Genomic DNA, 23,027 nt, shown 5'->3' with positions numbered 1-23,027 from the left:
CAGTGGCAATTTTAACAGTGACCGGCGTAAGCGGTCATGACTCTCCATTTTCACGGCACATTTCCTTGTACAGTTATGATAACCCCGGCGTTTATAGCCTGGCGTTTTCAGGCCACCTCGCCTGAAGAGAGGCAGCTTAATCCCTGCAAGCCCCTGAATTTGTGAGCACCATCAAATCCGTATTGCCACGGGCACAAATGGATCAAGCCCGAATCGCAGGCAAAAAAAAACCCCCTGCCGAAGCAGAGGGTTTCCTCAGAAAAAACGATTCTTATTACAGAACAGCTTTCTCGATTACGCGAACCAGGGTCCAGGATTTAGTCTTGGACAGTGGACGGCATTCGCGGATTTCTACCACGTCACCAATTCCACATTCATTGTTCTCGTCATGGATGTGCAGCTTGGTCGTACGTTTAATGAATTTGCCGTAGATCGGGTGTTTCACGAAACGTTCGATAGCAACAACTGCAGATTTCTGCATTTTGTCACTTACTACACGACCCTGCAGAGTACGGATTTTATCGGTCATTACGAACCCGCCTTCTCAGTCAGTAAAGTCTTAACGCGTGCAACATCACGGCGAACCTGTTTCAGCAGATGAGTCTGCTGCAGTTGGCCAGATGCTGCCTGCATGCGCAGGTTAAATTGCTCACGCAGCAGATTAAGCAGCTCAGTGTTCAGCTCTTCAACGCTTTTTTCACGCAGCTCAGTTGCTTTCATTACATCACCGTCTTAGTTACAAAGGTGGTTTTGATAGGCAGTTTTGCTGCTGCCAGCTTGAATGCTTCACGGGCCAGCTCTTCTGGTACGCCGTCCATTTCATACAGGACTTTACCAGGCTGGATCAGGGCAACCCAATACTCTACGTTACCCTTACCTTTACCCATACGCACTTCCAGCGGCTTCTCGGTGATCGGTTTGTCCGGGAATACTCGGATCCAGATCTTACCTTGACGCTTAACTGCACGGGTCATAGCACGACGTGCTGCTTCGATCTGACGAGCAGTCAGACGACCACGGCCAACAGCTTTCAGACCGAAAGTACCGAAGCTGACATCCGTACCCGCAGCCAGACCGCGGTTACGGCCTTTGTGCACTTTACGGAATTTCGTACGCTTTGGTTGTAACATCAGCGACTCTCCTTACTTACGGCCTTTACGCTGCTGCTTTTTAGGTTGAGCAGCCGGTTCCGGTTGTTCAACAGCAGCCATACCACCCAGGATCTCACCTTTGAAGATCCATACCTTAACGCCGATTACACCATAAGTGGTGTGCGCTTCAGAGGTGTTGTAGTCAATGTCAGCACGCAGTGTGTGCAATGGCACGCGACCTTCACGATACCATTCGGTACGTGCGATCTCGGCGCCACCCAGACGGCCGCTAACTTCGACTTTAATACCCTTCGCGCCAAGACGCATGGCGTTCTGAACTGCACGCTTCATAGCACGACGGAACATCACACGACGCTCCAGCTGTGAAGTGATGCTGTCAGCTACCAGTTTCGCGTCCAGTTCCGGCTTGCGGACTTCGGCGATATTAATCTGTGCAGGAACGCCAGCGATATTCGCGACGACCGTGCGCAGTTTTTCTACATCTTCGCCTTTCTTACCGATAACGATGCCCGGACGAGCGGTGTGAATAGTCACACGGATGCTCTTCGCTGGACGCTCGATAACGATACGAGAGACAGATGCTTTAGCCAGTTCTTTAGTCAAAAACTGACGTACTTTAAAATCGCTGTCCAGGTTGTCAGCGAATTCTTTGGTGTTCGCAAACCAGGTAGAGTTCCATGGTTTTACAATACCCAGGCGAATACCATTAGGATGTACTTTCTGACCCATTGCTAGTCTCCAGAGTCTCAGCGATCGGACACAACCACAGTAATGTGGCTGGTGCGCTTCAGGATGCGATCTGCACGACCTTTGGCACGCGGCATAATGCGTTTCATGGTCGGACCTTCATCAACGAAAATTTTCGTGATTTTCAGATCGTCGATATCAGCGCCATCGTTGTGTTCGGCGTTAGCAATGGCAGATTCCAGAACTTTTTTGACCAGTACAGCCGCTTTCTTATTGGTGTAGGTCAAAATGTCCAGTGCCTGCGACACTTTCTTACCGCGAATCAGGTCAGCAACAAGGCGAACCTTCTGAGCAGAAGAACGAGCGTGGCGATGTTGAGCTAAAGTTTCCATCTCTTCCTCCTACTTATTTCTTCTTGGCTTTTTTATCAGCCGCGTGACCGCGATAAGTACGTGTCGGCGCGAATTCACCCAGTTTGTGACCAACCATTTCGTCGGAAACAAAGACAGGAACGTGCTGACGACCATTATGGACAGCGATGGTCAAACCGATCATGTTAGGAAAGATCGTTGAACGACGGGACCAAGTGCGCAAAGGCTTCTTGTCACCGCTTTCCACCGCTTTCTCTACCTTCTTCAGCAAGTGCAGGTCAATAAAAGGACCTTTCTTGAGAGAACGTGGCATGGCTTATCCTCTAATATTATTTGCTACGGCGACGTACGATAAACTTATCGGTACGCTTGTTGCTACGGGTCTTCTTACCTTTGGTCTGAACGCCCCACGGAGTTACCGGGTGCTTACCAAAGTTACGACCTTCACCACCACCGTGCGGGTGATCAACTGGGTTCATCGCGGTACCACGAACGGTAGGACGAACACCACGCCAACGGGCTGCACCAGCTTTACCCAGAACGCGCAGCATATGCTCAGCGTTGCCGACTTCGCCCAGTGTTGCGCGGCAGTCAGACTCGACTTTACGCATTTCACCTGAACGCAGACGCAGGGTAACGTAAGAACCTTCACGCGCAACGATCTGCACGTAAGCACCGGCTGAGCGAGCAATCTGACCGCCTTTGCCTGGTTTCATTTCTACGTTATGCACGGTTGAACCCACCGGGATGTTACGCATCGGCAGAGTGTTACCTGCTTTAATCGCAGCATCAACGCCAGATTGGATCTGGTCGCCGGCTTTCAGGCCTTTAGGGGCCAGGATGTAACGGCGCTCGCCGTCTTTGTACAGAACCAGTGCGATGTTCGCAGAGCGGTTCGGATCGTACTCAAGACGTTCAACAACTGCCGGGATACCGTCTTTGTTGCGTTTGAAGTCAACAATACGATAAGCCTGCTTGTGACCACCACCGATATGACGGGTAGTGATACGACCATTGTTGTTACGGCCACCGGATTTGCTGTTTTTTTCTACCAGCGGGGCAAATGGTTTGCCCTTGTGCAGCTCCGCGTTTACCACTTTAACTACATGGCGACGACCCGGAGATGTCGGTTTACATTTAACAACTGCCATTGTCTTTCTCCTCCGACTTACTCAGCGCCGCCAGCGAAGTCCAGATTCTGGCCTTCTTTCAGGGTGACGTAAGCTTTTTTCCAGTCGCTACGACGACCGATACGCTGTCCTTGACGCTTAACTTTGCCCTTAACTACCAGGGTGTTTACGTCTTTAACTTCTACTTCGAACAGTTTCTCAACAGCAGCAACGATCTCTGCTTTGGTCGCGTCATTAGCAACTTTGAGAACGATGGTATTGGTTTTTTCCATCGCGCTAGATGCTTTTTCAGATACGTGCGGCGCGCGCAGTACTTTCAGCAGACGTTCTTCACGGATCATGCCAGCATCTCCTCAACTTGCTTAACTGCATCAGCAGTCATAACGACTTTGTCGAAGGCGATCAGGCTAACTGGGTCGATACCGGATGCATCACGTACGTCAACCTTGTACAGGTTGCGCGCAGCCAGGAACAGATTCTCATCCAGTTCACCGGTGATGATCAGCACGTCTTCCAGAGCCATGTCTTTCAGTTTCTGTACCAGCAGCTTGGTTTTCGGTGCTTCTACAGCAAATGATTCGACAACGATCAGACGATCTTGACGTACCAGTTCGGACAGGATGCTTTTCAGCGCGCCGCGGTACATCTTTTTGTTAACTTTTTGACTGTGGTCCTGCGGCTTCGCAGCAAAGGTCACACCACCTGAACGCCAGATTGGGCTCTTTACAGAACCTGCACGCGCACGGCCGGTGCCTTTTTGACGCCATGGCTTTTTGCCTGAACCGGTTACTTCGGCGCGAGTTTTCTGCGCGCGAGTACCCTGGCGGGCGCCAGATGCGTAAGCAACAACAACCTGGTGAACCAGCGCTTCGTTGAAATCACGACCGAAGGTAGTTTCGGAAACAGTCAGCGCGCTCTGCGCGTCTTTCAATACTAATTCCATTGCTATCCCCTTACGCCTTCACAGCTGGTTTAACGATCAGGTCGCTACCGGTAGCACCGGGAACTGCACCTTTAACCAGCAGCAGGTTGCGCTCAGCGTCAACACGTACTACGTCCAGACTCTGAACGGTTACGCGCTCATTACCCAGCTGACCTGCCATTTTCTTGCCTTTGAACACTTTGCCCGGAGTCTGGTTCTGACCGATAGAACCCGGAACGCGGTGAGACAAGGAGTTACCGTGAGTAGCGTCCTGGGTACGGAAGTTCCAGCGCTTAACGGTACCGGCGAAACCTTTACCTTTAGAGGTACCGGTTACGTCAACTTTCTTAACTTCAGCGAAAATCTCAACGCTGATGCTCTGACCTACAGAGTATTCTTCACCTTCAGCGGTGCGGAATTCCCACAGGCCACGGCCAGCTTCAACGCCAGCTTTAGCAAAATGACCAGCTTCAGGTTTGGTCACACGGTTTGCTTTTTTAGCACCGGTGGTAACCTGAATTGCCTGGTAACCATCGTTTTCCAGGCCTTTGACCTGAGTAACGCGGTTCGCTTCAACTTCGATTACGGTGACGGGGATAGAAACGCCATCTTCAGTGAAGATGCGGGTCATGCCCACTTTTTTACCGACTAAACCAATCATTGTTTCAACCTCTCAATCGCTCGATGACCTGATTAACCCAGGCTGATCTGCACGTCAACACCGGCAGCCAGATCCAGACGCATCAGAGCATCAACGGTTTTTTCAGTTGGCTCAACGATGTCTACCAGACGCTTGTGAGTGCGGATTTCGTACTGATCACGCGCATCTTTGTTAACGTGCGGAGAGATCAGAACAGTAAAACGCTCTTTGCGGGTTGGCAGCGGGATTGGACCACGAACCTGCGCACCAGTGCGCTTGGCGGTCTCAACGATTTCCGCGGTTGATTGATCGATCAGACGATGATCAAACGCTTTAAGACGGATACGGATTCTTTGGTTCTGCATGAGACCAGAGCTCCAAACTTTTTATAGACGAAAAAAATTACTACTCGAGCCCATTACGATTGATGGGAGAGTGTAATCGTTCAGCATATAACTCCACAATTGGGAGTATTGTCAGGCGGCCTAAATTTCAGCCGTCTGCGATTCTGCTCGAATCGCGCCTGCAATATCTGCAGGCCCGCGCATTATACGTAAATCTGTTCAGGAAGCAACCCGTGTTGAGGTTTTACCCATTAAATTGTGGCCGGTTCGTGAAGCGTGCGTCGCATTGCACTGCCGTATCACTGATAAATCAGTTATTCAGTTGTGAGTCTGTTTCCGCCCTTCTTCATTCATAGGTGACACAGAACCCGTTGCCCACGAGAGTGCATCTAACCTTTCGTCCGGAGCATAATCATGTCGCCCACTCTGATAACTCACATTGCTGCACTCGCAGGCGGAGGTGCATTGGGAAGCTTTCTTTCGCTGACCAGCCAGCGCTTCACCCCCGCCCTCTCACCCGCTCAATGGTTTGCCCTACTCTGCTTTCCGGGTTCGCACTGTAATCATTGCCAGCAGCGCCTGCTGTGGCGAGATGCGCTGCCGTTAATAAGCTGGCCTGGCTTAAAAGGGCGGTGTCGCTTCTGTCATCGCGCGTTCGGCGCAGAAAGCGTTGTCATTGAATGGCTGTTTGCCCTTCTGTGCCTGCTGGTGCTGCAGAGTTTTGACCACTCTGCGGAGGCTATTTTTATTATTACTGCCTCCGGCCTCTTGCTGCTCGTGGCTGCCATCGATCGTCGCCACTTCTGTATACCTGACCCGCTCAATTATCTGCTGATCTGGTCTGGATTATTCCATGCCACGCTGTCCGGAACCGAAACAACGGCGATATGGGGTGCTGTGGCGGGCTACTGTGCGTTGTGGCTGCTCGCCTGGAGCTATCGGCAGATGCGGGGGTACGAGGGATTAGGTTATGGCGATATCAAGCTCTTCGCAGCGTTAGGTGCCTGCTGTGGCTGGCAGGCATTACCCTGGATTGCGTTGAGTGCCACCGTTATGGCGCTGACGTCGATCGTGATGCTGCAACTGCGGGGTTTTATTCAGGGGGACAGCCCGCTGCCGTTTGGCCCATTCCTGGCCATTGCGGGCTGGGTAACGATAGTGCTGCAGACCCGATTCACTCTTGTTTGATTTGAGCCTGCAGATAGTTCTGGATGCCCATCTTCTGGATTAACTCAAGTTCCGTCTCAATCCAGTCGATGTGATGTTCCTCATCAGCCAGGATTTCAATCATCATGTCACGGCTGACATAGTCATGCACTTTGTCAGCATAGGAGATAGCTTCACGTAGGTCTTTCGCGCCCTCCAGCTCCAGATTCAGGTCTGAACTCAGCATCTCTTCAACATCTTCACCGATACGGAGCCGTCCCAGATCCTGAAGATTTGGGATCCCTTCAAGGAAAAGAATACGCTCAATATATTTATCGGCATGTTTCATCTCATCGATTGATTCATGGTATTCCACATCATTGAGGCGCGTCAGACCCCAGTTTTTGAACATGCGCGCATGAAGAAAGTACTGATTGATAGCAACCAGTTCATTTCCAAGCAGTTTGTTGAGATGACTGATAACTTTGATATCGCCCTTCATTGTTAACCCTCCGCGTCTGGTTTATTAGAGCGTAGATGCGGTTAAAAAGAAGTCAAAAAAACGCGACAGATATTGTGGGTATTCACGCACCGATCGTCGGTCAGGCTATCTCTTTGTAGAGTGGTGCATGCTGCATCTCTTCATCCATAATTTCACGCGCAGCACGAATGCATTTGCCGCATTGCTTGCCGACCGGCACAAGCTGGCGCAGTTGCTGAATAGATTTGGGCTGATAGCGACGCACGACTTCACGAAGGGTTTTATCACTGATGGCATTACACAGGCAGACGTACATTGATTCATCACTCGGGTACATTTTCTGTACATAGTGTAAATGCGAATCGTTTTTATTTCAAACCCACCCTTTGCAGGGTTATGGCGTTTTCAGAGCAAAAAAAAAGAGCACCGAAGTGCTCTTTTTACTGTGTTGCAGTGGCCATTTACACAGCCACAGCAGATATCACAATTAAGCGATAACTTTAGCAACAACACCCGCGCCAACGGTACGGCCGCCTTCGCGGATTGCGAAGCGCAGACCTTCGTCCATTGCGATTGGGTGGATCAGGGTAACAACCATTTTGATGTTGTCGCCTGGCATTACCATTTCAACGCCTTCTGGCAGCTCTACTGAGCCGGTTACGTCAGTTGTACGGAAGTAGAACTGTGGACGATAGCCTTTGAAGAACGGAGTATGGCGACCACCTTCGTCTTTAGACAGAACGTAAACTTCTGACTCGAACTGGGTGTGCGGCTTGATTGAGCCTGGCTTAGCCAGAACCTGGCCACGCTGGATGTCTTCACGCTTGATACCGCGCAGCAGAACACCACAGTTTTCGCCTGCCTGACCCTGGTCCAGCAGCTTACGGAACATCTCAACACCGGTACAGGTTGATTTCACAGTATCTTTGATACCCACGATTTCAACTTCGTCGCCGACTTTAACGATGCCGCGCTCAACACGACCGGTAACAACGGTACCACGGCCAGAGATTGAGAATACGTCTTCGATTGGCAGCAGGAACGGCATGTCGATCGCACGCTGTGGCTCTGGGATGTAGTTGTCCAGATGCTCAGCCAGTTCGATGATTTTCGCTTCCCACTCTGGGTTGCCTTCCAGCGCTTTCAGAGCAGAACCACGAACGATTGGAGTGTCGTCGCCTGGGAAGTCATATGCTGACAGCAGGTCACGAACTTCCATCTCTACCAGTTCCAGCAGCTCTTCATCATCAACCATGTCACACTTGTTCAGGAACACGATGATGTAAGGAACGCCAACCTGACGACCCAGCAGGATGTGCTCACGGGTCTGTGGCATTGGGCCATCAGTCGCAGCAACAACCAGGATCGCGCCGTCCATCTGCGCAGCACCGGTGATCATGTTTTTCACATAGTCGGCGTGGCCTGGGCAGTCAACGTGCGCATAGTGGCGAGTCGGGGTTTCATACTCAACGTGTGAAGTGTTGATGGTGATACCACGTGCTTTCTCTTCTGGTGCGTTATCGATCTGATCGAATGCACGAGCCTGGCCGCCGTAAGTTTTAGACAGTACGGTGGTGATAGCTGCAGTCAGGGTGGTTTTACCGTGGTCGACGTGACCGATGGTGCCCACGTTTACGTGCAGTTTGTTACGCTGAAATTGCTCTTTCGCCATGGCGATAATTCCTTACGTTGTGCCTTCACCATCTGGGTGAAGGCATCAGTTCAAATTTAAACCGTAGCTTATTTGCTACGAGCTTCAATAACGGCCTGCGCTACGTTGTTTGGCGCATCGTCATACTTCAGGAACTCCATGGAGTAAGAAGCACGACCTTTGGTCAGAGAACGCAGCTGAGTTGCGTATCCGAACATCTCAGACAACGGAACTTCAGCGTGAATCTGAACGCCAGTAGCGTTAGATTCCTGCCCTTTGAGCATACCACGACGACGGCTAAGGTCACCGATGACATCACCCGTGTTCTCTTCTGGCGTTTCAACTTCAACCTTCATGATAGGCTCAAGCAGAACAGGTGTCGCTTGTTTAAAGCCTTGTTTGAAGGCAAGAGACGCGGCCAGTTTAAACGCCAGTTCTGAGGAGTCGACATCGTGGTAAGAACCGAAGTGCAGACGCACGCCCAGATCCACAACCGGGTAACCAGCCAGAGGGCCTGATTTCAGCTGCTCCTGGATACCTTTGTCAACCGCAGGGATGTATTCACCAGGAATCACACCACCTTTGATGTCGTTGACAAATTCGTAGCCTTTCGGGTTCGAACCTGGCTCCAGTGGGTACATGTCGATAACAACATGACCATACTGACCACGACCACCAGACTGCTTGGCGTGTTTACCTTCAACATCGGTAACTTTGTTGCGAATCGCTTCACGGTAAGCAACCTGTGGTTTACCCACGTTTGCTTCAACGTTGAACTCACGCTTCATACGGTCAACGATGATGTCGAGGTGCAATTCACCCATACCGGCGATGATGGTCTGGTTAGATTCTTCATCAGTCCATACGCGGAATGATGGGTCTTCTTTTGCCAGACGGCCCAGAGCCAGACCCATTTTTTCCTGGTCAGCTTTGGTTTTTGGCTCAACGGCGATAGAGATTACCGGCTCCGGGAACTCCATGCGCTCAAGGATGATGACGTTATCTGGGTCACACAGGGTGTCACCAGTGGTCACATCTTTCAGGCCGATCGCAGCTGCGATATCACCCGCACGAACTTCTTTAATCTCTTCACGCTTGTTAGCGTGCATCTGAACGATACGGCCCAGACGCTCACGGTTTGACTTAACCGGGTTGAACACGGTGTCACCCGTGTTAACAACACCAGAGTAAACGCGGAAGAAGGTTAAGTTACCCACGAACGGGTCGGTAGCGATTTTGAACGCCAGTGCAGCAAACGGCTCGTTGTCATCAGAGTGACGAACAGCCGGCGTGTCTTTACCGTCGTCCAGCATACCATTGATCGCGGTAACGTCAGTCGGTGCTGGCAGATATTCAACAACTGCATCCAGCATCGCCTGAACACCTTTGTTCTTAAATGCAGAACCACAGGTTACCAGGATAATTTCGTTGTTCAGAACACGCTTACGCAGAGATGTTTTGATCTCTTCTTCAGTCAGTTCTTCACCACCGAAGAATTTCTCCATCAGCTCATCAGAGCCTTCAGCAGCGGCTTCAACCAGCTTCGCATGCCATTCTTCAGCCAGTTCCTGCATATCAGCTGGGATATCTTCGTAGACGAAGGTTACACCCTGGTCTGCGTCGTTCCAGTTGATTGCTTTCATTTTCACCAGGTCAACAACACCGGTGAATTTCTCTTCTGCGCCGATAGCCAGCTGCAGAGGAACTGGAGTTGCGCCCAGACGAACTTCCATCTGTTTAACAACTTTCAGGAAGTTAGCACCCATGCGGTCCATTTTGTTAACGAACGCAATGCGTGGAACTTTATATTTGTTAGCCTGACGCCATACGGTCTCAGACTGTGGCTGAACGCCACCAACTGCACAGTAAACCATTACCGCGCCATCAAGCACACGCATAGAACGTTCAACTTCGATGGTGAAGTCAACGTGTCCTGGGGTGTCGATAATGTTTACGTGGTGTGGTTCAAACTGCTTGGCCATACCAGACCAGTAACAGGTGGTCGCAGCGGAGGTGATGGTAATACCACGTTCCTGTTCCTGCTCCATCCAGTCCATGGTTGCTGCGCCGTCATGTACTTCACCGATTTTGTGGTTTACACCGGTGTAGAACAGAACGCGTTCGGTAGTGGTAGTCTTACCGGCGTCGATGTGCGCACTGATACCGATATTACGGTAGCGGGCAATGGGTGTTTTACGAGCCATTTGATTCCTCTGATTCTCGGACGTTCAAGGTAAGTCGACCCCAGCGGGTTGGCTGATTGAGCGCCCGCTGGTTTAACAACTACGTGGTGATTACCAACGGTAGTGTGCGAACGCCTTGTTGGCTTCTGCCATGCGGTGAACGTCTTCACGTTTCTTAACTGCTGTACCTTTGTTCTCTGCAGCATCAGAAAGTTCGTTCGCCAGGAGAAGAGCCATTGATTTATCACCGCGTTTACGAGCAGCATCTACGATCCAGCGCATTGCCAGAGCATTACGACGAACCGGACGGACTTCTACTGGTACCTGATAAGTAGAACCACCAACGCGACGTGACTTAACTTCGACAGTCGGACGCACGTTTTCCAGGGCTACTTCAAAAGATTCCAGCGCGTTTTTACCTGAACGCTGAGCCAGGGTCTCAAGCGCGGTATAAACGATTGATTCTGCAGTGGATTTTTTACCATCTACCATCAGGATATTTACAAATTTGGCCAGCAGCTCTGATCCGAACTTAGGATCTGGCAGAATTTTACGCTGACCAATGACGCGACGACGTGGCATGGAAATACTCCGTTGTTAATTCAGGATTGTCCAAAACTCTATGAGTTTATTTTGACATTTAATTTAAAACGTTTGGCCTTACTTAACGGAGAACCATTAAGCCTTTGGCTTCTTCACGCCGTACTTGGAGCGAGCCTGCTTACGGTCTTTAACACCTGAGCAGTCAAGCGCGCCACGAACGGTGTGGTAACGCACACCTGGCAGGTCTTTTACACGACCGCCACGGATCAGGATCACGGAGTGTTCCTGCAGGTTATGACCTTCACCACCAATGTAGGAGGTAACTTCAAAACCGTTAGTCAAACGCACACGGCAGACTTTACGCAGTGCGGAGTTTGGTTTCTTAGGAGTGGTGGTGTACACACGAGTACAAACGCCACGTTTTTGCGGGCAAGCTTCCAGCGCCGGCACGTTGCTCTTTGCAACTTTGCGGACGCGTGGTTTGCGAACCAGCTGGTTAACTGTTGCCATTAAATAGCTCCTGGATTTGCTTTTGCTTCGTAAACACGTAATAAATCGCCTCGTAGAATTACGAGGAGGCAGAATTTTAGGGCTGAGTCAAAGGGGTGTCAAGAAATAACCAGGTTTTAGCCGATTACCAGACCATTTGTTGCTGATGCCTGATCGTTAGCGTGACAAACCCAGTATAGTCTACTGACTGCACACGGGTCGAAATTTGTCCAGCGAGACCGCGAGCCTGGACATCTTCGTCCAGCACCCAGAGCGTCGCTTCGCTCTCTGACAGTCGCATCAATGCGTGGCTGCCAGCTAAAGCGGCCAGCACGCCATCCTGCAACAGCAGCAGGTCATCACCCGCACCCGCCATTAAAAGCAGGCTCTCAAGGTCACAGTGTGCCGGTGAGTGCAGTAACGTATGCAGCATTAACGTCTCTTAAAAAGTAAGAATGCGATCGTAGCTGGCCAGCGTCTGTCGCAGCGCCGGCGCGTCCAGTAGCGTAACATCCAGCAACCGGTCAGCGTCAACCTCTAATCCACGCGCTATCAGCGATGTCCGGCAGAGATAGCAGTGTTCAATCTCATACAGTGCCAGCACGCCAAAGGTCGCGGCATAGTGACGGCTCTTAATCGTCTCAGGTTGCTGGTGCAGATTAAGCTGCAGCACGCCATCACCGATAAAAAACAGGCCGATATCCTCACTGAGCGCGCCCGTGGCCAGCGCGGCATCCAGCCCCTCACGTCCTGCGCTGCTGCCGTGCGGCGCCCGGGTAAAGACAAACGCGACCCGATTCATCAGAACTGCACCATGCGTTCACAGCTCAGCGCCGCTTCCGCCAGCGCGCCCAGCCCACTCAGGGTAAAGCCCGGCTGCAGGTTACTGCCCGCCAGCTGGAGTCGTGCCGCTTCCTGCTGGTCGCTGACGCCACGACGCAGCGCGGCCGCCACACAAATATTCAGTGCCACACCCTGCTCCTGATGCAATGTCTGCCACGCGCGCACCAGATCAAACTCATCACTGGCGGGCGACGTCAGTTGGTTAGCGTTCAGCACCCCTTCGCGATAGAAGAAAACGCTGTCAAGCTGATGGCCTGCCGTCAGCAGTGCGCGGGCAAACAGCCAGGCACTGGTCGCCTGTTGCGTACCGTAAGCCGGTCCGGTGACCAGCAGGGTGTAACGCATTACCGCTCCTGCCCCTGGAAGTCGCCATTTTTAAACTGACGGATGTAGAGATAGACGGTGTGTTTGGAAATATTCAGCCGATCGGCCACCTGGTTGATGGCATCCTTGATGTCGAAGATCCCCTTCTCATACAGGTTCAGCACAATCTGACGATTCTTGGCGTTGTTCGATACATTACGATCAGCACTCACCTCTTCAATGGTGAACTCCAGCGTCTGCATCACCAGATCGTCTACCGAACTGGCGAAGTTGACGTTGGAGTCAACCTGCTGCATCTCGGGCGGCATAAAGGTCGACATGATCTGTGAGAACGGCACATCAAGGTTCATGTTGATGCAGAGCAAGCCAATGACCCGCTGCTGACGGTTACGAATCGCAATCGTGACTGATTTCATCAGCACGCCGCTTTTGGCACGTGTGAAGTAGGCACGGGAGACATTACTGTCCGCGCCATGCATATCATGCAGCATACGCAGGGCTAAATCGGTAATAGGCGAACCGACTTTACGTCCAGTGTGTTCACCATTAGCGATACGCACGGCCGAACACTTAAGATCTTCAAGCGAATGCAGGACAATTTCACAATGCGAACCGATCAACATCGCCAGGCCATCCACGACAGCCTCGTACGATTTCAGAATATCGTAATCACTTTGTTCGAACGGGCGCTGCTCCAGAAGATCGAAGTCGCTCAGTTCACCCGGATTGAATGGATTAGACATTGAAGAGTATCACCCTGAATGGCTGGAGCCTGTCACAGCGGCTTATGGGCAGACTCAATATTGGGATAATTAGGCAGGCATTAGTCTGGCAAATGTCGTCGGCTTATGCCAGAGGTTTGTCGTGAAGCCGAAATGAAACCGCCGCCCGGAGGCGGCGGTCAGCAGATTACTGCGCTTTTTCTGCAGCAGCAGGCGCTGGAGCCTGTGCTTTTTCATCTGCCTTTGGCGCTGGTTTGATATCAAGCAGCTCGACATCAAACACCAGGGTGGAGTTAGCCGGGATGCCCGGAACGCCATTTTTGCCGTAAGCCAGATTTGGTGGGATAACCAGCTTGATCTTGCCGCCTTTCTTCACGTGCTTCAGACCTTCAGTCCAGCCCGGGATGACACCATCCAGACGGAATGAAAGTGGCTCGCCACGGGTATAAGAGTTATCGAATTCAGTACCGTCAATCAGCGTACCTTTGTAGTTTACCACTACAGTATCGCTGTCTTTAGGTGCGTCGCCGGTACCCTCTTTCTCAACTTTATACAGCAGGCCGCTTTCGGTTTTCTTCACGCCGCTCTCTTTAGCAAATTTGGTTGCGTAAGCTTCGCCCTTTTCAGAGTTCTCTTTCGCATCTTTTTCCATTTTCGCTGAGGCTGCGCCTTTCACGCGGCCTTCAAAGGATTGCAGCGTCTGCTCAATCTCTTCATCAGAGAGTTTGCTCTTGCCACCAAATGCATCCTGAACACCAGCGATCAGCTGCTGCTTATCCAGTTTGATGCCCAGTTTTTCCTGCTCCTTCAGGGAGTTGTCCATGTAGCGACCCAGCGAAGCACCCAGCGCGTAGGCCGACTGCTGGTCTTCATCTTTGAAGGCAGCATTTTTCGGTGCCTGAGGCGCAGACTGTGGCGCGGCGGCTGGTGCAGCCTGTGGCGCCGCAGCGGTATCTGCCGCCATTGCCAGCGGAGCATTCAGCGCAACAGCCATGGTGGTAGCTAACAATGTGACTTTAAACAGTGATTTCATCCATTCTCCAAAACCGAAGCGTCTAACCTCGGGAAACATTGCGGACTTCAGGGTCCACACTATAACTTTACGTGGCAGTGTCGAACACTCCCACAATGTAATTACCCGGTTAACCTCCGACCTTTATAACATCGGGAAGTTTCATCAGAGATGATGCCGCGCTGCCTTTTTTCAAGCGCAACGCCTCCGGGCGTGAAAAAAACAGGTGATTCCTGGCATTCAGATCGTAGAATCACGCCCCGAGTCGCACCTTAACAGAGGAACAGGTCATGCAACAATCTGAGTGGGAACAGCGTCTGGAGACGCTGGAGAGCAAACTGGCCTTTCAGGAGATGACTATCGATCAGCTGAACAGCGCGGTCGTTCAGCACGAGCTGGAGATGAATAAGATGCGTGAGCAGATGCGCATTTTAACCGACAAGCTCAAAGCGAATGCGCCATCGATCGTCGCCTCACAATCTGAAGAGACGCCACCACCGCACTACTGATCGCGGGCTATCTGGCCCCGGCTTATCCGGGCAGAACCAGAATGCGCGCCAAAAGAAAGGCCACCCGAGGGTGGCCTTGAAAGGTCTGTTGAGACTTAGTGGCTGCAGCCGCAGCCGCCAGTGCCACAACCGCCTTTACCCTGATCATGGTCGTGGTCGTGATCATGGCCGTGATCGTGGTCATGATGATGGCCATCTGCACCGTGAACATGGCCATGAGCCAGTTCTTCCGGCGTGGCTTCGCGGATAGCAACCACTTCAACGTTGAAGTTCAGGTTCTGACCCGCCAGCATGTGGTTACCATCAACCACGACGTGATCATCTTCCACTTCGGTGATTTCTACCGGTACCGGGCCCTGATCGGTTTCTGCCAGGAAGCGCATGCCAACCTGCAGTTCGTCAACGCCCATGAAGACGTCTTTAGGAACGCGCTGCACCAGGTTATCGTCATACTGACCGTAGGCATCGTTTGCCGGGATATGCACGTCAAACTTGTCGCCGGCAATGTGGTTTTCCAGCGCATTTTCCAGACCAGAAATCAGGGAACCATGACCGTGCAGGTAGTCTAACGGTGCACTCACCGGTGACTCGTCAACTAACACGCCGTCTTCTGTACGTACCTGATAGGCCAGGCTTACCACCAGGTCTTTTGCTACTTTCATGATATCTCCTAACCGTTGAGAGCTGAGATCCCGTCTCATTGGTCTATTCTTTCGTGCAATAACACCAACCAGAAAGGTTCGGGGCTGAGTACAAGAGGGTTTTCACTTTCTCTTGCGACTACAGCGTTAATGGCGACAATTGTAACGGAATTCAATCCCGCTGTAAGTCCAGGCGTAAAAAAAGCTGCGCCATTCCGCTACTCAGGATGAAAAATACCGATAACCTGCTCATTAGTGCGAACCTGATCGCGCGCCTGCTTATCGGCCTCACGCATCTGGTGACCACACTTCACGCACTCCACCACATCGACATTATTTTCACGCCACATTGCCAGCGTGTCCTTCTCCTGGCAGTGCGGGCATGTCGCACCAGCAATAAAACGTTTACGCATTAGCTTCTGCCTGTTTAAAGAGGTTATTCATCATCGTCCCAGCCGTCGATCTGCCGCTTTTCGCGCTGCATTTCGCGCTGGAAGATATCTTCCAGTTCGCGCCGCGCTTCACGGACGCGCGAAGCCTGCGCGCTTTCAGAGAGATTGGGCATCAGCTCGCGCAGCATCCGCATATCAAGATGGCGGAAATACTGCTGGGCGCGGTGCGCCTGATGCGGATGCATCCCCAGCGTCATCAGCGTTTTACGTCCCAGCTCCAGCGCACTGGAGAAGGTCTCACGCGAGAACTGCGTGACGCCCGCCTGAAGCAGTTCATGCGCTTCTACACGGCCCCGGGCGCGCGCCTGAATCTGCAACTGCGGAAAATGCTGCTGGCACAGATGTACAATCGTCATCACATCTTCGGGCTCGTTACAGGTGATCACAATCGCCTGAGCGCTGGCCGCACCGGCGGCCCGCAGCAACTCCAGTTCGGTGGCGTCGCCGTAATAGACCTTATAGCCATATTTCCGCATCAGACTGACTGCACTGATATCGCGCTCAAGCACGGTGATGCGTTTGTTATTCGCCATCAGCAAACGCCCCACGACCTGCCCGAAGCGACCAAAGCCCACCACAATCACCTGCGGCTGATCGTCTTCGACAAAGTGTTTCTCTGCCTCGTCATCCGGCTCATTGAAGCGGCGTGCCAGCAGACGATCGATTCCCTTCATCAGCAGCGGCGTGGTCATCATCGACAGGGTTACCGTCACCAGCAGCATCGGCAGTTGATCGCCAGAGAACAGCTTTGCCGAGGAGGCCGCGGAAAAGAGCACAAAGGCGAACTCGCCCCCCTGACTCAGTACGCCAGCGAACTGCTGCCGCTCAGAGCTGCGCAAGCCATAAATGCGCGCCAGCAGATAGAGCACCAGCGTTTTCACCGCCACCAGCGTCACGACGCCCAGCAGGATGGTCACAATATGGGTATAGAGCACACCGAGGTTGAGCGCCATGCCAACCGAAATAAAGAACAGGCCCAGCAGTAAACCTTTAAACGGGTCGATGGCGACTTCCAGCTCATGCCGGTACTCGCTCTCCGCCAGCAGGATCCCGGCAATAAAGGTCCCCAGTGCCATCGACAGACCCAGCGCATCCATAAACAGCGCCGAGCCCAGCACCAGCAGCAGCGAAGCGGCGGTAAAGACTTCGCGCACGCCCGACGCAGCGATGTAACGGAAGATAGGCCGCAGCAGATAGCGTCCGCCTACCAGCATGCCGGCAAACGCCAGTACTTTCATGCCGACCTTCATCCAGTCGATATGACCGCTGTCGGTTCCGGCCAGCAGCGGGATCAGCGCCAGGGCTGGGATCACCGCGATATCCTGAAACAGCAACACTGAAAAGCCCAGTTGCCCCGCTTCGCTGCGGTTCATGCCTTTATCCATCATCAGCTGCAGGGCCATAGCGGTCGAGGACATCGCCAGACCAATCCCGCCAATGATCGCCGCCTGCCAGCTAAAGTTGGTCAGCCACAATAAGCCGCCCAGAATCGCCGCTGAGAAGATCACCTGCGCCGCGCCGACGCCAAAAATGGAGCGGCGCAGCGCCCACAGCTTTGCCGGGTTCAGCTCCAGCCCGATAATAAACATCAGGAACACCACGCCGAGCTCAGAGAAGTGCAGAATCTCGTCGACGTCGCTGATAAAGCCTAATCCCCACGGGCCGATAGCGATACCCGCCACCAGATAGCCCAGAACTGCACCAATACCGAGGCGCGCCGCCACCGGTACAATCAATACCGCCGCGACCAGATAAATCACCCCGGCGGTCAGCAGCGTTTGCCCTTCCATCTATACCCCTCCATTCGGCAGCGGTGCCGCCAGCCAGTCGCCATAGGCGCGGGCGTAATTTTTCATTAATTCAGGACTCTGACGACGCGCCCAGTAGACGATCATCGGCGGCATCCAGTGCATACGGCACATCTGCGCAGTCAGCTCAAAAGGACGCATAATGTCATTGAGCGAATAGCGGTTCAGACCCTGATGTCTGAAGGCACTTTCCGGTTCTCCGGTGGTGACGACACTGCGCCAGTACTTTCCTTCAAGCGCATTGCCATCCACGCCATTGGCGAAACCGCGCGACAGAACCCTGTCCAGCCACTCTTTCAGCAGCGCCGGACAGCTATAGGTATAGAGCGGATGCTGAAAAATGATGACATCATGTTCACGCAGCAGCTGTTGTTCATGGTGAATATCGATAAAAAAATCCGGATAGGTTGCGTACAGATCGTGCACGGTAACGTGTTCCAGTGCCTGAGCCGGCTGCAGCAGAATCCGATTGGCGATCGAATCCTGTGATTCCGGATGAGCATAAAGCAGCAAAACCCTGGGTGGCTGCGACATCCTTTCCCTCCAAAGCGTCGTCATTGGTGCGGTTTTCCGCTACCATGCACGACGCAGCAAAATCTCATTATGTTGCCAGTAAATTAACATATTCTGACGATACGGCGCTTACATGATTGTCTTCTCAGCCTTACAAATTCGCCGCGGCATCCGCGTCCTGCTCGACAATGCCACCGCCACCATTAATCCCGGCCAGAAGGTCGGGCTGGTGGGTAAAAACGGCTGTGGAAAATCCACGCTGCTGTCGCTGTTAAAAGGTGAAATCACCAGCGATGCCGGTACCGTCACTTTCCCCAGTCACTGGGCGCTGGCCTGGGTGAATCAGGAAACCCCTGCGCTGGATAAAGCCGCGCTGGAGTACGTGATTGATGGCGATCGCCAGTTTCGCCAGCTTGAGGCAGAACTGGCGGACGCCAATCTGCGTGACGATGGCAATGCCATCGCGCTGCTGCATGGCAAGCTGGACGCGGTGCAGGCGTGGAGCATCCATGCGCGCGCCTCAAGCCTGCTGCATGGTCTGGGCTTCAGTCAGGAACAGCTGCAACGCCCGGTCAGCGACTTCTCGGGTGGCTGGCGCATGCGCCTCAACCTGGCACAGGCGCTGATTTGCCGTTCCGATCTGCTGCTGCTGGATGAACCGACCAACCACCTCGATCTCGATGCGGTGATCTGGCTGGAGCGCTGGCTGAAGAGTTATGAAGGCACGCTGATTCTGATTTCGCACGATCGTGATTTCCTCGATCCCGTCATCGACAAAATTATTCATATCGAACAGGAGTCGATGTTCGAATATACCGGCAACTACAGCTCCTTTGAGCGGCAGCGCGTCGCCAAACTGGCTCAGCAGCAGTCGCTGTATGAGAGCCAGCAGGAGAAAGTGGCGCACCTGCACAGCTACATTGATCGCTTCCGTGCCCAGGCCACCAAGGCGAAGCAGGCGCAGAGCCGCATCAAGATGCTGGAGCGCATGGAGATGATTGCGCCCGCCCATGTCGATAACCCATTCAGCTTCACTTTCCGCAAGCCGGAGAACCTGCCTAATCCGCTGATGAAGATGGAGAAGGTCACTGCGGGTTATGGCGACCGTATTATTCTCGACGCCATCAAGCTCAACCTGGTCCCCGGCTCGCGCATCGGCCTGCTGGGACGTAACGGTGCCGGTAAATCGACCCTGATTAAGCTGCTGGCGGGTGAGCTGGAGGCGATGGACGGCAAGATGGGTCTGGCGAAAGGGATCAAGCTCGGTTACTTCGCTCAGCATCAGCTGGAGTATCTGCGAGCTGATGAGTCACCGCTGCAGCATCTGTCGCGTATTGCGCCTGAGGTGCTGGAACAGCAGCTGCGCGACTATCTGGGCGGCTTCGATTTCCGCGGCGATAAAGTCACTGAAATCACTGAGCGCTTCTCCGGCGGAGAGAAAGCGCGACTGGTGCTGGCGCTGATTGTCTGGCAGCGCCCTAACCTGCTGCTGCTGGATGAACCCACCAACCACCTCGATCTCGATATGCGCCAGGCGCTGACCGAAGCGTTGATCGACTTCGAAGGTGCGCTGGTCGTGGTATCGCACGACCGACATCTGCTGCGCGCGACCACCGACGATCTCTATCTGGTGCATGATGGCAAAGTGGATGTGTTTGAAGGCGATCTCGAAGATTATCAGAAGTGGCTGAGCGATCTGCAGAAGCAGCAGGCGCAACAGGATGCCGCGCCGAAGCAGGATAACGGCAACAGTGCCCAGGCGCGTAAAGACCAGAAGCGTCGTGATGCTGAACTGCGCACCCAGACGCAACCGCTGCGCAAAGAGATAGAGAAGCTGGAAAAGCAGATGAGCAAATGGCAGAGCCAGCTGGCCGAAGCCGAAGCTCAGCTCTCAGACAGCGCTATCTATGAACAGAGCCGTAAAGCGGACCTGACCACCGCGCTGCAGCGTCAGGCGGAGAGCAAATCTGCGCTGGAAGAGGTGGAGATGGCGTGGCTGGAAGCGCAGGAACAGCTCGAACAGATTATGGCCTCATAAAAAAATCTCCCCGCTCGCGGGGAGATTCTCTTTTAACGGGGTTTATCGCCCAGCACCGTTGCCCGCTGCATGATGCGCCGGGCAGGATAGTAATCAGCATTGGCATAATGCTGCGTGACCCGATTATCCCAGATAGCCAGATCGTCTGGCTGCCAGCGCCAGCGCACCTGAAACTCCGGTTTGGTGGCGTGCGCAAACAGAAAGCCCAGCACCGCATCACTCTCTTTCTCGCTTAAATCGACGATCCGCGAGGTAAAGCCCTCATTCACAAACAGCGCTTTTTTGCCGCTGACCGGATGGGTGCGGATAACCGGATGCTGCACCGGCGGATGTTTTGCTACCGCCTGCTGCCAGCGCTGATGCTCCTCCTCCGTTTTGCGGTACTTATACTCCTGGAATGACTTTTTGAAATCATGCTCGGCATGGAGACCTGCCAGCAGCTGCTTAAAGGGTTCAGAGAGCGCTTCGTAAGCCGCAATCCCGCTGGTCCAGAGCGTGTCACCCCCCGACTCCGGTAACACCTTCGAGGCCAGCAAGGCGATCGCTGGCGGCGTATCAATAAAGGTGACATCGGTATGCCAGTTGTCATTATCTGGCGGATTATCCTGATGGGTATCCAGCACGATAATCTCCTCGACGCCTTCCGCATGCGGATAGACCGGATGGATATGCAGATCGCCAAAGCGGATTGCCAGCGCGCGGTGCTGTTCCGGCGTTATTTTCTGGTCACGCAGAAACAGCACCTGATGACGAAGCAGGCCATGATAAAGCTGCTCAAACTGAGCATCACTCAATGGGCGAGACACATCCAGGTTTGAGACCTGCGCGCCAATGTACGGGCCAAGCGGGGTAAAACTGAGACGTTCGTTCATGATTGTTCTCCACTCCAGGGCGTCAGACGGCGCTGCAACGCGCGGAGCCCGAGTTCTAAGCTAAAAGCAATAAAGGCGATTACCGCGATACCCGCCAGCACCACATCGGTGGCGAGGAATTCTCCTGCTGACTGCACCATAAAACCCAGACCCCGCGTGGCGGCAATCAGCTCAGCGGCCACCAGCGTTGACCAGCCAACCCCCAGACCGATGCGCAGACCGGTGAGGATCTCCGGCAACGCGCCTGGCAGAATCACCCAGCGCAGCAGTTGCCAGCGGTTAGCCCCCAGCGAGCGCGCCGCACGCAGTCGGACCTGCTGCGTGTTACGCACACCGGCCAGGGTGGAAAGCGTCACCGGCGCGAAAATCGCCAGATAGATCAGCAGGATTTTCGAGGTCTCACCAATGCCGAACCAGATCACCATCAATGGCAGATAGGCGAGTGGCGGAATCGGGCGATAGAGTTCAATCAGAGGATCGAGCAACCCGCGAGCGACCGGGCTGAGGCCCATCAGGATCCCTACAGGAATACCGATGGCGGCAGCGGCAGTCAGCGCAATCAGCATTCGTGTCAGGCTGGCGGCCAGATGCTGCCACAGCGTGGCATCCATAAAGCCCTGCGCGCTGGCAATCAGCAGCAGCTTGCTTAACACCTGCTGCGGCGACGGCAGGAACAGCGGGGCAATCAGGCCCAGCGCGGTCACGCCCCACCAGAGCAGCAACAGCAGAGAGAGACTCAGCATGCTCAGCGTGAAGGCGGTTGAAAACGGCCAGCGCAAACGACGGCGCACCGGCAGAGACTTGTCATTGATGAGTGCACTCATGCAAACGCCTCCCGCTGATCAAAGACCCGGCTCAGCACATACTCGCGCTGGGCGATAAACTGCGGATCGGATTTGATGCTGCGGCACGACTCTCCCGCGGCAAAGCGCTGACCAAAGCCAGGACGCAGCCGCTCTACGATGCGGCCCGGTCCTGGCGACAGCAGAATCAGTTCGCTGGCCAGGAAAATCGCCTCTTCTATGTCGTGCGTAATCAACAGAATCTGTTTACCGCTGTCGCGCCACAGCGTCAGCAGCAGGGTTTGCATCTGCTCTCGGGTAAAGGCATCCAGTGCGCCGAAAGGCTCATCCAGCAATAGCAGTTGTGGATCGGTAGCCAGCGCACGCGCAATGCCCACCCGCTGACGCTGACCACCGGACAACTGCCAGATGGCGCGCTTTTCCGCACCTTCAAGCCCCACCTGCCTGATTAACCGGCGGGCAATCGCGTCGCGATCCGGGCGTGACATCCCCGCCAGCTGCAGGCCAAAGGCGACGTTATCCAGCACGTTGCGCCACGGCAGTAATCCTTCATGCTGAAACACCACGCCGCGCTCCGCACCAGGCCCGGTCACCGGCTGGTTATCCAGCGTGATGCTGCCCGACTCCACCGGCAGGAAACCGGCAACCAGATTGAGCAGTGTGGTTTTGCCGCAGCCGGAGGGGCCGAGCACCACCAGCAGTTCATGGCTATCCAGCTGCAGATTGATATCCTGCAACACCGGCTGTCCGGCATAACGGGCATTAAGGTGAGCGATGCGCAGCATAGTGCC

The 23,027-nt window shown here is 53.6% G+C and carries 32 protein-coding genes; 3 read left to right on the top strand and 29 right to left on the bottom strand.

Annotated elements, in window-relative coordinates:
- Positions 1-274: 274 nt before the first annotated feature.
- From rpsQ to rpsJ, 11 genes are read right to left on the bottom strand one after another with little or no spacing between them, the layout of a single operon-like run.
- A complete protein-coding gene (rpsQ, locus tag PAG01S_RS19715; protein ID WP_003850147.1) occupies positions 275-529 on the bottom strand; it encodes a 30S ribosomal protein S17 in 255 nt (84 codons plus the stop codon).
- Positions 529-720 carry a 50S ribosomal protein L29 gene (gene rpmC, locus PAG01S_RS19710; RefSeq protein WP_003850146.1) on the bottom strand — a complete coding sequence of 64 codons (192 nt, stop codon included), beginning with the start codon at positions 718-720 and terminating at the stop codon, positions 529-531. Before rpmC ends, rpsQ begins: the two co-directional genes overlap by 1 nt.
- Positions 720-1,130 carry a 50S ribosomal protein L16 gene (rplP, locus tag PAG01S_RS19705; RefSeq protein WP_008927134.1) on the bottom strand — a complete coding sequence of 137 codons (411 nt, stop codon included), beginning with the start codon at positions 1,128-1,130 and terminating at the stop codon, positions 720-722. Before rplP ends, rpmC begins: the two co-directional genes overlap by 1 nt.
- 12 nt (positions 1,131-1,142) lie before the next feature.
- The gene (gene rpsC, locus PAG01S_RS19700) at positions 1,143-1,841 is read right to left on the bottom strand and encodes a 30S ribosomal protein S3 (RefSeq protein WP_009087585.1); all 699 of its coding nucleotides are present in this window, start codon (positions 1,839-1,841) and stop codon (positions 1,143-1,145) included.
- A gap of 17 nt (positions 1,842-1,858) precedes the next feature.
- A complete protein-coding gene (rplV, locus tag PAG01S_RS19695; protein WP_008927136.1) occupies positions 1,859-2,191 on the bottom strand; it encodes a 50S ribosomal protein L22 in 333 nt (110 codons plus the stop codon).
- Between the two features lie 13 nt (positions 2,192-2,204).
- Entirely contained in the window at positions 2,205-2,483 is a 279-nt protein-coding gene (gene rpsS, locus PAG01S_RS19690; RefSeq protein ID WP_001138115.1) for a 30S ribosomal protein S19, read from the bottom strand.
- 16 nt (positions 2,484-2,499) lie between these two features.
- A complete protein-coding gene (gene rplB / locus PAG01S_RS19685) occupies positions 2,500-3,321 on the bottom strand; it encodes a 50S ribosomal protein L2 (protein ID WP_008927137.1) in 822 nt (273 codons plus the stop codon).
- Between the two features lie 17 nt (positions 3,322-3,338).
- Complete coding sequence (rplW, locus tag PAG01S_RS19680; RefSeq protein ID WP_003850708.1) at positions 3,339-3,641, bottom strand: 50S ribosomal protein L23; 303 nt, start codon at positions 3,639-3,641, stop codon at positions 3,339-3,341.
- The gene (gene rplD, locus PAG01S_RS19675; RefSeq protein WP_003850711.1) at positions 3,638-4,243 is read right to left on the bottom strand and encodes a 50S ribosomal protein L4; all 606 of its coding nucleotides are present in this window, start codon (positions 4,241-4,243) and stop codon (positions 3,638-3,640) included. Before rplD ends, rplW begins: the two co-directional genes overlap by 4 nt.
- A gap of 10 nt (positions 4,244-4,253) precedes the next feature.
- A complete protein-coding gene (gene rplC, locus PAG01S_RS19670) occupies positions 4,254-4,883 on the bottom strand; it encodes a 50S ribosomal protein L3 (protein WP_003850712.1) in 630 nt (209 codons plus the stop codon).
- Between the two features lie 32 nt (positions 4,884-4,915).
- Positions 4,916-5,227 carry a 30S ribosomal protein S10 gene (gene rpsJ / locus PAG01S_RS19665; RefSeq protein ID WP_001181005.1) on the bottom strand — a complete coding sequence of 104 codons (312 nt, stop codon included), beginning with the start codon at positions 5,225-5,227 and terminating at the stop codon, positions 4,916-4,918.
- A 393-nt stretch (positions 5,228-5,620) separates the two neighbouring features.
- Between rpsJ and PAG01S_RS19660 the strand changes: the two genes are divergently transcribed.
- The gene (locus tag PAG01S_RS19660; RefSeq protein WP_062759613.1) at positions 5,621-6,394 is read left to right on the top strand and encodes a prepilin peptidase; all 774 of its coding nucleotides are present in this window, start codon (positions 5,621-5,623) and stop codon (positions 6,392-6,394) included.
- Here PAG01S_RS19660 and bfr read toward each other — a convergent pair.
- The 11 genes from bfr to fkpA form a co-directional block, all read right to left on the bottom strand.
- Entirely contained in the window at positions 6,381-6,854 is a 474-nt protein-coding gene (gene bfr, locus PAG01S_RS19655; RefSeq protein ID WP_010253012.1) for a bacterioferritin, read from the bottom strand. The two genes, PAG01S_RS19660 and bfr, sit on opposite strands and share 14 nt — an antisense overlap.
- A gap of 100 nt (positions 6,855-6,954) precedes the next feature.
- Positions 6,955-7,149, bottom strand: a complete 195-nt coding sequence (bfd, locus tag PAG01S_RS19650) for a bacterioferritin-associated ferredoxin (protein WP_010671585.1) — start codon at positions 7,147-7,149, stop codon at positions 6,955-6,957.
- Between the two features lie 171 nt (positions 7,150-7,320).
- A complete protein-coding gene (gene tuf, locus PAG01S_RS19645) occupies positions 7,321-8,505 on the bottom strand; it encodes an elongation factor Tu (RefSeq protein WP_010253018.1) in 1,185 nt (394 codons plus the stop codon).
- A 68-nt stretch (positions 8,506-8,573) separates the two neighbouring features.
- Positions 8,574-10,688, bottom strand: a complete 2,115-nt coding sequence (fusA, locus tag PAG01S_RS19640) for an elongation factor G (protein WP_010253020.1) — start codon at positions 10,686-10,688, stop codon at positions 8,574-8,576.
- Between the two features lie 90 nt (positions 10,689-10,778).
- On the bottom strand, positions 10,779-11,249 hold the full coding sequence (gene rpsG, locus PAG01S_RS19635; protein ID WP_062759612.1) for a 30S ribosomal protein S7: 471 nt from the start codon (positions 11,247-11,249) through the stop codon (positions 10,779-10,781).
- A gap of 96 nt (positions 11,250-11,345) precedes the next feature.
- Positions 11,346-11,720: a 30S ribosomal protein S12 gene (gene rpsL, locus PAG01S_RS19630; protein ID WP_003852912.1), complete on the bottom strand. Its 375-nt coding sequence runs from the start codon at positions 11,718-11,720 to the stop codon at positions 11,346-11,348.
- 124 nt (positions 11,721-11,844) lie between these two features.
- Entirely contained in the window at positions 11,845-12,132 is a 288-nt protein-coding gene (gene tusB / locus PAG01S_RS19625; RefSeq protein ID WP_010253026.1) for a sulfurtransferase complex subunit TusB, read from the bottom strand.
- Positions 12,133-12,141: 9 nt separating this feature from the next.
- On the bottom strand, positions 12,142-12,501 hold the full coding sequence (gene tusC, locus PAG01S_RS19620) for a sulfurtransferase complex subunit TusC (protein ID WP_010253027.1): 360 nt from the start codon (positions 12,499-12,501) through the stop codon (positions 12,142-12,144).
- Entirely contained in the window at positions 12,501-12,887 is a 387-nt protein-coding gene (gene tusD, locus PAG01S_RS19615; protein ID WP_010253028.1) for a sulfurtransferase complex subunit TusD, read from the bottom strand. Before tusD ends, tusC begins: the two co-directional genes overlap by 1 nt.
- Complete coding sequence (locus PAG01S_RS19610) at positions 12,887-13,609, bottom strand: helix-turn-helix transcriptional regulator (RefSeq protein ID WP_010253029.1); 723 nt, start codon at positions 13,607-13,609, stop codon at positions 12,887-12,889. Before PAG01S_RS19610 ends, tusD begins: the two co-directional genes overlap by 1 nt.
- 166 nt (positions 13,610-13,775) lie before the next feature.
- A complete protein-coding gene (gene fkpA, locus PAG01S_RS19605; RefSeq protein WP_010253030.1) occupies positions 13,776-14,621 on the bottom strand; it encodes an FKBP-type peptidyl-prolyl cis-trans isomerase in 846 nt (281 codons plus the stop codon).
- Between the two features lie 269 nt (positions 14,622-14,890).
- On the opposite strand from fkpA, the gene PAG01S_RS19600 reads away from it, so the two are divergent.
- Positions 14,891-15,109 (top strand): SlyX family protein, encoded by a 219-nt coding sequence (locus PAG01S_RS19600; RefSeq protein WP_010253031.1) that lies wholly within the window; start codon positions 14,891-14,893, stop codon positions 15,107-15,109.
- A 95-nt stretch (positions 15,110-15,204) separates the two neighbouring features.
- Here PAG01S_RS19600 and slyD read toward each other — a convergent pair whose 3' ends face one another.
- The 4 genes from slyD to kefG form a co-directional block, all read right to left on the bottom strand.
- Positions 15,205-15,771, bottom strand: a complete 567-nt coding sequence (gene slyD, locus PAG01S_RS19595) for a peptidylprolyl isomerase (RefSeq protein WP_010671583.1) — start codon at positions 15,769-15,771, stop codon at positions 15,205-15,207.
- A gap of 197 nt (positions 15,772-15,968) precedes the next feature.
- Entirely contained in the window at positions 15,969-16,163 is a 195-nt protein-coding gene (locus PAG01S_RS19590) for a YheV family putative zinc ribbon protein (protein ID WP_010253033.1), read from the bottom strand.
- Positions 16,164-16,186: 23 nt separating this feature from the next.
- Positions 16,187-17,992: a glutathione-regulated potassium-efflux system protein KefB gene (kefB, locus tag PAG01S_RS19585; RefSeq protein WP_010253035.1), complete on the bottom strand. Its 1,806-nt coding sequence runs from the start codon at positions 17,990-17,992 to the stop codon at positions 16,187-16,189.
- Positions 17,993-18,544: a glutathione-regulated potassium-efflux system ancillary protein KefG gene (gene kefG, locus PAG01S_RS19580; protein ID WP_010253037.1), complete on the bottom strand. Its 552-nt coding sequence runs from the start codon at positions 18,542-18,544 to the stop codon at positions 17,993-17,995.
- A 112-nt stretch (positions 18,545-18,656) separates the two neighbouring features.
- Between kefG and PAG01S_RS19575 the strand changes: the two genes are divergently transcribed.
- On the top strand, positions 18,657-20,561 hold the full coding sequence (locus tag PAG01S_RS19575) for an ABC transporter ATP-binding protein (protein WP_062759611.1): 1,905 nt from the start codon (positions 18,657-18,659) through the stop codon (positions 20,559-20,561).
- Positions 20,562-20,593: 32 nt separating this feature from the next.
- Here PAG01S_RS19575 and tauD read toward each other — a convergent pair whose 3' ends face one another.
- From tauD to tauB, 3 genes are read right to left on the bottom strand one after another with little or no spacing between them, the layout of a single operon-like run.
- On the bottom strand, positions 20,594-21,433 hold the full coding sequence (gene tauD / locus PAG01S_RS19570; protein WP_033758967.1) for a taurine dioxygenase: 840 nt from the start codon (positions 21,431-21,433) through the stop codon (positions 20,594-20,596).
- Entirely contained in the window at positions 21,430-22,257 is an 828-nt protein-coding gene (gene tauC, locus PAG01S_RS19565) for a taurine ABC transporter permease TauC (RefSeq protein WP_010253046.1), read from the bottom strand. Before tauC ends, tauD begins: the two co-directional genes overlap by 4 nt.
- A complete protein-coding gene (gene tauB, locus PAG01S_RS19560; RefSeq protein WP_010671580.1) occupies positions 22,254-23,021 on the bottom strand; it encodes a taurine ABC transporter ATP-binding subunit in 768 nt (255 codons plus the stop codon). Before tauB ends, tauC begins: the two co-directional genes overlap by 4 nt.
- Positions 23,022-23,027 lie beyond the last annotated feature (6 nt).

Origin of the sequence: Pantoea agglomerans NBRC 102470 (assembly GCF_001598475.1) — a bacterium.
Taxonomy (GTDB): Bacteria; Pseudomonadota; Gammaproteobacteria; order Enterobacterales; family Enterobacteriaceae; genus Pantoea; species Pantoea agglomerans.
Note: the sequence above shows the minus strand (reverse complement) of the source record. Positions and strands in the feature narration are given on the sequence as shown.

What these genes read in the sequence shown, in the direction of transcription:
- rpsQ (WP_003850147.1), bottom strand. Translation starts at nt 529, where the DNA reads ATGACCGATAAAATCCGTACTCTGCAGGGTCGTGTAGTAAGTGACAAA.
- rpmC (WP_003850146.1), bottom strand. Translation starts at nt 720, where the DNA reads ATGAAAGCAACTGAGCTGCGTGAAAAAAGCGTTGAAGAGCTGAACACT.
- rplP (WP_008927134.1), bottom strand. Translation starts at nt 1,130, where the DNA reads ATGTTACAACCAAAGCGTACGAAATTCCGTAAAGTGCACAAAGGCCGT.
- rpsC (WP_009087585.1), bottom strand. Translation starts at nt 1,841, where the DNA reads ATGGGTCAGAAAGTACATCCTAATGGTATTCGCCTGGGTATTGTAAAA.
- rplV (WP_008927136.1), bottom strand. Translation starts at nt 2,191, where the DNA reads ATGGAAACTTTAGCTCAACATCGCCACGCTCGTTCTTCTGCTCAGAAG.
- rpsS (WP_001138115.1), bottom strand. Translation starts at nt 2,483, where the DNA reads ATGCCACGTTCTCTCAAGAAAGGTCCTTTTATTGACCTGCACTTGCTG.
- rplB (WP_008927137.1), bottom strand. Translation starts at nt 3,321, where the DNA reads ATGGCAGTTGTTAAATGTAAACCGACATCTCCGGGTCGTCGCCATGTA.
- rplW (WP_003850708.1), bottom strand. Translation starts at nt 3,641, where the DNA reads ATGATCCGTGAAGAACGTCTGCTGAAAGTACTGCGCGCGCCGCACGTA.
- rplD (WP_003850711.1), bottom strand. Translation starts at nt 4,243, where the DNA reads ATGGAATTAGTATTGAAAGACGCGCAGAGCGCGCTGACTGTTTCCGAA.
- rplC (WP_003850712.1), bottom strand. Translation starts at nt 4,883, where the DNA reads ATGATTGGTTTAGTCGGTAAAAAAGTGGGCATGACCCGCATCTTCACT.
- rpsJ (WP_001181005.1), bottom strand. Translation starts at nt 5,227, where the DNA reads ATGCAGAACCAAAGAATCCGTATCCGTCTTAAAGCGTTTGATCATCGT.
- PAG01S_RS19660 (WP_062759613.1), top strand. Translation starts at nt 5,621, where the DNA reads ATGTCGCCCACTCTGATAACTCACATTGCTGCACTCGCAGGCGGAGGT.
- bfr (WP_010253012.1), bottom strand. Translation starts at nt 6,854, where the DNA reads ATGAAGGGCGATATCAAAGTTATCAGTCATCTCAACAAACTGCTTGGA.
- bfd (WP_010671585.1), bottom strand. Translation starts at nt 7,149, where the DNA reads ATGTACGTCTGCCTGTGTAATGCCATCAGTGATAAAACCCTTCGTGAA.
- tuf (WP_010253018.1), bottom strand. Translation starts at nt 8,505, where the DNA reads ATGGCGAAAGAGCAATTTCAGCGTAACAAACTGCACGTAAACGTGGGC.
- fusA (WP_010253020.1), bottom strand. Translation starts at nt 10,688, where the DNA reads ATGGCTCGTAAAACACCCATTGCCCGCTACCGTAATATCGGTATCAGT.
- rpsG (WP_062759612.1), bottom strand. Translation starts at nt 11,249, where the DNA reads ATGCCACGTCGTCGCGTCATTGGTCAGCGTAAAATTCTGCCAGATCCT.
- rpsL (WP_003852912.1), bottom strand. Translation starts at nt 11,720, where the DNA reads ATGGCAACAGTTAACCAGCTGGTTCGCAAACCACGCGTCCGCAAAGTT.
- tusB (WP_010253026.1), bottom strand. Translation starts at nt 12,132, where the DNA reads ATGCTGCATACGTTACTGCACTCACCGGCACACTGTGACCTTGAGAGC.
- tusC (WP_010253027.1), bottom strand. Translation starts at nt 12,501, where the DNA reads ATGAATCGGGTCGCGTTTGTCTTTACCCGGGCGCCGCACGGCAGCAGC.
- tusD (WP_010253028.1), bottom strand. Translation starts at nt 12,887, where the DNA reads ATGCGTTACACCCTGCTGGTCACCGGACCGGCTTACGGTACGCAACAG.
- PAG01S_RS19610 (WP_010253029.1), bottom strand. Translation starts at nt 13,609, where the DNA reads ATGTCTAATCCATTCAATCCGGGTGAACTGAGCGACTTCGATCTTCTG.
- fkpA (WP_010253030.1), bottom strand. Translation starts at nt 14,621, where the DNA reads ATGAAATCACTGTTTAAAGTCACATTGTTAGCTACCACCATGGCTGTT.
- PAG01S_RS19600 (WP_010253031.1), top strand. Translation starts at nt 14,891, where the DNA reads ATGCAACAATCTGAGTGGGAACAGCGTCTGGAGACGCTGGAGAGCAAA.
- slyD (WP_010671583.1), bottom strand. Translation starts at nt 15,771, where the DNA reads ATGAAAGTAGCAAAAGACCTGGTGGTAAGCCTGGCCTATCAGGTACGT.
- PAG01S_RS19590 (WP_010253033.1), bottom strand. Translation starts at nt 16,163, where the DNA reads ATGCGTAAACGTTTTATTGCTGGTGCGACATGCCCGCACTGCCAGGAG.
- kefB (WP_010253035.1), bottom strand. Translation starts at nt 17,992, where the DNA reads ATGGAAGGGCAAACGCTGCTGACCGCCGGGGTGATTTATCTGGTCGCG.
- kefG (WP_010253037.1), bottom strand. Translation starts at nt 18,544, where the DNA reads ATGTCGCAGCCACCCAGGGTTTTGCTGCTTTATGCTCATCCGGAATCA.
- PAG01S_RS19575 (WP_062759611.1), top strand. Translation starts at nt 18,657, where the DNA reads ATGATTGTCTTCTCAGCCTTACAAATTCGCCGCGGCATCCGCGTCCTG.
- tauD (WP_033758967.1), bottom strand. Translation starts at nt 21,433, where the DNA reads ATGAACGAACGTCTCAGTTTTACCCCGCTTGGCCCGTACATTGGCGCG.
- tauC (WP_010253046.1), bottom strand. Translation starts at nt 22,257, where the DNA reads ATGAGTGCACTCATCAATGACAAGTCTCTGCCGGTGCGCCGTCGTTTG.
- tauB (WP_010671580.1), bottom strand. Translation starts at nt 23,021, where the DNA reads ATGCTGCGCATCGCTCACCTTAATGCCCGTTATGCCGGACAGCCGGTG.